At 79.1% G+C, this 1086-nt stretch carries 1 protein-coding gene and 2 pseudogenes; 2 read left to right on the top strand and 1 reads right to left on the bottom strand.

Going from position 1 to position 1086, the window contains the following annotated elements; translation table 11 throughout:
• Both GTQ99_RS23515 and GTQ99_RS23510 read left to right on the top strand, forming a co-directional pair.
• Positions 1–209 (top strand): annotated as a pseudogene (locus tag GTQ99_RS23515) (hypothetical protein); the annotation flags it as partial.
• A complete protein-coding gene (locus GTQ99_RS23510; RefSeq protein ID WP_166618054.1) occupies positions 206–868 on the top strand; it encodes a response regulator in 663 nt (220 codons plus the stop codon). The pseudogene GTQ99_RS23515 and the gene GTQ99_RS23510, both read left to right, overlap by 4 nt.
• Here the strand turns inward: GTQ99_RS23510 and GTQ99_RS23505 are convergent.
• Positions 832–1086 (bottom strand): annotated as a pseudogene (locus tag GTQ99_RS23505) (hypothetical protein); the annotation flags it as partial. The gene GTQ99_RS23510 and the pseudogene GTQ99_RS23505 sit on opposite strands and share 37 nt — an antisense overlap.

The following is a 1086-nucleotide window of genomic DNA, read 5'->3' as shown; positions in this document are numbered from 1 at the left end:
GGCACGGCCTGCGGGGGCTGGGCGAGCGCGCCGGGCTGCTCGGCGGCGAGCTGAGCGCCGGGCCGCTGCCTGGCGGCGGCCACCGCCTGAGCGTGTCGCTGCCGCTGGCGGACGAACCGGCGCCGGGCGGAGCGCGCGAGGGCCGCGAGCCGGTGCGCACCCGCGCCGCGGCGGGGTCCGGGAGCGCGCGCGAGGACGTGCTGCCGTGAGCGTGCGCGTGCTGGTCGTCGACGACGAGCGCCTCGTCCGGGCCGGCTTCCGCATGATCCTCAGCACCGAACCGGACCTGGAGGTCGTCGGGGAGGCCGCCGACGGCGCCGAGGCGGTCGCCCAGGCCCGGCGGCTGCGCCCGGACGTGGTGCTCATGGACGTGCGGATGCCCCGCGTCGACGGCATCGAGGCCACCCGCCGCCTGGTGCGCCTGGAGGAGCCGCCCGCGGTGCTCGTGGTGACGACCTTCGACCAGGACGAGCACGTCTACGCCGCCCTGCGCGCCGGTGCCGGGGGCTTCCTGCTCAAGGACGCCCCCGAGGCGCAGCTCGTCGCCGCGCTGCGGACCGTGGCCGAGGGCGTCTCGCTGCTGGCACCCTCCGTCACGCGGCGCCTGGTCGAGGCGTTCACCCCCGCGCAGGCGCCGTCCCGCCCGCCCGCCGGGGACCTGGAGCGGCTGACCCCGCGCGAGCTGGACGTGCTGCGCGCCCTGGCGCACGGTCGCACGAACGGCGACATCGCCGACCAGCTCGGCGTGGGGGAGGCGACGGTGAAGACGCACGTGTCCCGGGTGCTCGCCAAGCTGGGGCTGGCGAGCCGCTCCCAGGCGGTGGTGGCCGCCTACGAGAGCGGGCTGGTGCGACCGGGCGGTTCCTGAGCGCCGCCCGGTGCCGGCGCCGCGCCGCGGGCGTGCAGCAGCACCGAGCGCAGCGTCGGCGGCAGGTCGTCCCGGGCGGCGGCCCGGGCGGCGGCCGCGTAGGCCGCGGGGTCCTTGGCGGCCGGGACGGCGAAGGAGGGCCACCGCGCCAGCTCGGCCTCCAGGTCGTCCGGCAGCGTCGTCACGGGTGCGGGGGCGAGGTCGGCGAGCACCTGGGC

Source organism: Kineococcus vitellinus, assembly GCF_009906315.1.
GTDB lineage: Bacteria > Actinomycetota > Actinomycetes > Actinomycetales > Kineococcaceae > Kineococcus > Kineococcus vitellinus.
This window is presented reverse-complemented; position numbering and strand designations above follow the sequence as displayed.